The organism is Paenibacillus lemnae (assembly GCF_012933385.1).
In the GTDB taxonomy this organism is placed as follows: Bacteria; Bacillota; Bacilli; order Paenibacillales; family Paenibacillaceae; genus Paenibacillus_AQ; species Paenibacillus_AQ lemnae.
Map to the genome: position 1 here is coordinate 1 of NZ_JABBPN010000039.1, position 3,653 is coordinate 3,653.

General features: G+C 46.5%; 2 protein-coding genes, 8 tRNA genes and 1 rRNA gene. All 11 read left to right on the plus strand.

Annotation, left to right across the window (positions count from 1 at the left end; all coding sequences use genetic code 11):
• Window positions 1-86 (plus strand): 23S ribosomal RNA (locus HII30_RS21210); the annotation flags it as partial.
• Window positions 87-272: 186 nt separating this feature from the next.
• Window positions 273-364 (plus strand) — tRNA-Ser (locus HII30_RS21215).
• 32 nt (window positions 365-396) lie between these two features.
• Window positions 397-473, plus strand: a tRNA-Met gene (locus tag HII30_RS21220).
• Between the two features lie 9 nt (window positions 474-482).
• Window positions 483-558, plus strand: a tRNA-Val gene (locus HII30_RS21225).
• Window positions 559-570: 12 nt separating this feature from the next.
• Window positions 571-646 (plus strand) — tRNA-Thr (locus HII30_RS21230).
• Between the two features lie 14 nt (window positions 647-660).
• Window positions 661-737: transfer RNA gene (locus HII30_RS21235), tRNA-Asp, on the plus strand.
• Window positions 738-799: 62 nt separating this feature from the next.
• A tRNA-Phe gene (locus tag HII30_RS21240) sits at window positions 800-872 on the plus strand.
• An 11-nt stretch (window positions 873-883) separates the two neighbouring features.
• Window positions 884-969, plus strand: a tRNA-Tyr gene (locus tag HII30_RS21245).
• A gap of 7 nt (window positions 970-976) precedes the next feature.
• A tRNA-Lys gene (locus HII30_RS21250) sits at window positions 977-1,049 on the plus strand.
• Between the two features lie 132 nt (window positions 1,050-1,181).
• On the plus strand, window positions 1,182-2,306 hold the full coding sequence (locus HII30_RS21255; protein WP_169507043.1) for a PucR family transcriptional regulator: 1,125 nt from the start codon (window positions 1,182-1,184) through the stop codon (window positions 2,304-2,306).
• 98 nt (window positions 2,307-2,404) lie between these two features.
• Window positions 2,405-3,529 (plus strand): ABC transporter ATP-binding protein, encoded by a 1,125-nt coding sequence (locus HII30_RS21260; protein WP_169507044.1) that lies wholly within the window; start codon window positions 2,405-2,407, stop codon window positions 3,527-3,529.
• Window positions 3,530-3,653: the final 124 nt, after the last annotated feature.

The following is a 3,653-nucleotide window of genomic DNA, read 5'->3' on the forward strand; positions in this document are numbered from 1 at the left end:
TGAAGACGACGAGGTAGATAGGTTGGAGGTGGAAGTGCAGCAATGCATGGAGCTGACCAATACTAATCGGTCGAGGGCTTATCCTAAAAGCTTTACGAAGTAAAGCTACTTCGAAAGCATACGCTAAGTTTTCTGAAAGAAAACTCGCTGCGGAAGCATTACGCTCTGCATCGGAGCCAGTACTTCGAAGACACTACAGTTTCTAAACACACAAATTCGTTTCGTATCTAGTTTTCAGGGATTCAATCTCTGTGACTGCATAAGGTTATGATGGAGAGATACCCAAGTGGCTATAAGGGGACCCTCTGCTAAGGGGTTAGACTGCGTAAGCGGTGCGAGGGTTCGAATCCCTCTCTCTCCGCCATTCATATATACCTGATGCATGATAATTAGTATGGCGGTGTAGCTCAGCTGGCTAGAGCGTACGGTTCATACCCGTGAGGTCGGGGGTTCGATCCCCTCCGCCGCTACCATACATACCTGGAGGCTTAGCTCAGCTGGGAGAGCATCTGCCTTACAAGCAGAGGGTCGGGGGTTCGATCCCCTCAGCCTCCACCATTAATTTCATACGCCGGTGTAGCTCAACTGGTAGAGCAACTGACTTGTAATCAGTAGGTTGGGGGTTCAAGTCCTCTCGCCGGCACCAGTTATTTTAAATGCGGAACTGTGGTGTAGAGGCCTAACATGCCTGCCTGTCACGCAGGAGATCGCGGGTTCGAATCCCGTCAGTTCCGCCATTTATTATAATAACCGGTGGTAAGCTTTACAGCTTAACACTATTTTTTTGAAAAATGAATATGGCTCGGTAGCTCAGTCGGTAGAGCAGAGGACTGAAAATCCTCGTGTCGGCGGTTCGATTCCGTCCCGAGCCACCTTTAATCCTGGAGGATTAGCGAAGTGGCCAAACGCATCAGACTGTAAATCTGCTCCCGTACGGGTTCGGTGGTTCGAATCCATCATCCTCCACCAGTTTTAAGAGCCATTAGCTCAGTTGGTAGAGCACCTGACTTTTAATCAGGGTGTCGAAGGTTCGAGTCCTTCATGGCTCATCCCAAAAAGTCGTCAACTTAGGTTGACGGCTTTTTTCTATTTTTCATATTCTCATTCCACTCTAACGGATTGTAGGTCCAGTGTGATCTTGTGCTAAAATAAAAAGAAAACGATAAAGTGGTGGAGTCCTCATGGCGGAAATGCAGCACATCGTCCAGACCTTGAAGCAATCCTTGAATATAACCATTACGCATAGAAAGCTAGACCAACCGAATATCCAAAAAGTGAAGGCGGCCATAGACGTCGGAGAAAAAGCTTATTATTATGAGTTGGAAAATGAGATCTGGATTCCTGTCATCAAGGATGAAACTGAGGATGTTATCGTTGCTAGGCAGGAAGATCTTACAGAGTCTGAGGTTAATTTAATCAGTTTATGGCTGGCTTCCTTGCAGAATAGCGGCAATCTTCCTGCAGCAGGAGCAAAATATGAACTGGAGCAGCAAGCCAAGAAACTGGGAGAGTGGATCAAGGAACGACTGACTTCAGGTGACCTTGCAGCGCAGCTTCCAAAGGATACATATCGTTCAGGAAGTTTGGCGGAAGAAATGATCGCATTCCTCCTTATGAATGAAAGCGATCATGCTGTTCCGGTGGATTATAAGACCTTGCAGCGCTTGGTGCGAAGTTATTTTGATGGAGAGATTGTGCTGGTTCCTCTTATGGACAACGAGTGGCTGATCTTGGCCAAACAAGAGCTGCTTCAGGGCATCAAGGAGGATCTTGATGACTCTCTTCATGAAAAGAGCCAAGAAAAGGGACAGGACCCGCTGTATTCTTTCTGCATCGGTCTGCATGAGTTAATATCAACGGAATGGGTCGGAGACTTTCATATTTCCTGCATTCCGGATATCGATGGTCTTCATCGGCTTCCTCAATCGGTACAACTGCTGAGACAGACCATGAAGATCGGCCGGACTTTTCAGGTCAAAGAGCCAATTCACCTCTCAACCGGACTGCATCTGGAGCGTCTTCTCTACAGTATTCCTGAGGATCAACGGAGTTTGTTTTTGCAGGAGTATGCGGCAGGGCAGAGTCATCTTTTTGATGATCCTGAGACAATGTCCACACTGGAATTCTTTTTTGAGCTGGACTGCAACGTCAGTGAAACAGCAAAGCGGTTATACATTCACCGGAACACGCTGCTGTATCGGCTCGACAAGATCAAACAGGAGACCGGGCTGGATGTGAGAAGCTTTAATGATGCGGTCCTTGTGAAGATTTCACTCCTATTGTACAAATTGACGAAAAGATTCTAAGTTTTTTGTGCAGATTGTGCATAGTCACCAACCCGCCTATAAGGTAATATAAAGATATTCATTGTATCCGATTTCATAATAACAAGGGGGCAATCAGCATGGCAGGCGTACGCTTAGAACATATCTACAAGAAATATGCAGGATCCGATAAGGCAACAGTAATCGATGTTAACCTCGATATTAAGGATAAAGAATTCTTGGTACTGGTAGGACCTTCCGGTTGTGGTAAATCCACTACACTGCGTATGATCGCAGGTCTTGAGGAAATTTCCGAAGGTAAACTGTATATTGGCGACCGTGTTGTAAACGACGTTGCACCGAAAGACCGCGACATCGCGATGGTATTCCAATCTTACGCTTTGTATCCACATATGAACGTATATCAGAATATGGCTTTCGGTCTGAAGCTTCGTAAAGTTAAGAAGGATGAAATCGACAAGCGTGTACGTGAAGCAGCGAAAATCCTGGACATCGAGCATTTGCTGGAACGCAAACCTAAAGCTCTGTCCGGTGGTCAGCGTCAGCGTGTGGCCTTGGGCCGTGCGATTGTCCGTGATCCGCAAGTCTTCTTGATGGATGAGCCTCTTTCCAACTTGGATGCAAAACTCCGTGGTCAGATGCGTGCTGAAATCACGAAACTGGTTAAGCGTCTTGAAACGACTTGTATCTATGTAACGCATGACCAGATTGAAGCAATGACAATGGGTGATCGTATCGTTGTTATGAAAGACGGCATTATCCAGCAGGCTGCTTCTCCTGAGGAGCTCTACAACCAGCCGGTAAATATGTTCGTTGCAGGCTTCATTGGTTCCCCGACGATGAACTTTATCACAGGTAAGCTGTCCGAACAAAACGGCGGCGTGTTCTTTACATCGGAAGGCCTGAATGTTCAAGTTCCAGGCGGTAAAGCACAAATCCTGAAAAATAAATCCATGATCGGTAAAGAAGTTATCATGGGCGTTCGTCCTGAAGACATTCACGAGGAGCCTGTGTTCCTGGAAGCTTCCCCGAACACCATCTTTACTGCAAAAGTCGACGTTACCGAGAACCTGGGTCATGAAATGCTCTTGTACCTCAGCGGTATGGGCAATGATACTGTAATCGGCCGTGTAGACGGACGTTCCACTACGCGTGAGTCGGATACCGTTAAACTGGCTGTCGACATGAACAAAGTGCATATCTTTGATAGAGAGTCCGAACTGAACGTATTGCTGGTAGATTAATCTTCAGCCGTTCATTGAAATAAGAAACCGCCCTACATGGTATTATCCCCTTCAAGTAGACACTCGTAAAAAACCTCATGTGTTAACATGAGGTCATGAGTGAACTTGGAGGGGATTTTTGCAT

Bases quoted from the DNA above. Each gene is read 5' to 3' on its own strand.
- HII30_RS21255 (WP_169507043.1), top strand. From the start codon at position 1,182: ATGGCGGAAATGCAGCACATCGTCCAGACCTTGAAGCAATCCTTGAAT.
- HII30_RS21260 (WP_169507044.1), top strand. From the start codon at position 2,405: ATGGCAGGCGTACGCTTAGAACATATCTACAAGAAATATGCAGGATCC.